At 67.7% G+C, this 263-nt stretch carries 1 pseudogene; it reads right to left on the bottom strand.

Annotated elements, in window-relative coordinates:
* Positions 1-263, bottom strand: a pseudogene (tauB, locus tag FS767_RS22335) (taurine ABC transporter ATP-binding subunit); the annotation flags it as partial.

Raw genomic sequence — 263 nt, 5'->3', positions numbered from 1 at the left:
AGAAAGAGGTCGAGCAGCTCCTGGCGCAGCTCGGCGAAAAGGGGATCGGCCTTGATCGCGCGAACGGGCTCCCCCGCCAGATAGCGGCGGGCGAAAGGCACCTCCAGGCGGCGGACGATGCGCGCGGGCGGTCCGTCCAGCACCAGCAGCTCGGTCGCCAGAAACAGCGCCTCGTCGACGCTGTGGGTGATGAGGAACAGGCCCTTGCCGGTGCGTTTCCATACGTCCAGCAACAGCACCTGCATGCGTTCCCGGGTCAGGGC

The organism is Pseudomonas sp. DE0010, assembly GCF_007680745.1.
GTDB classification, from domain to species: Bacteria; Pseudomonadota; Gammaproteobacteria; order Pseudomonadales; family Pseudomonadaceae; genus Aquipseudomonas; species Aquipseudomonas parafulva_B.
Note: the sequence above shows the minus strand (reverse complement) of the source record. Positions and strands in the feature narration are given on the sequence as shown.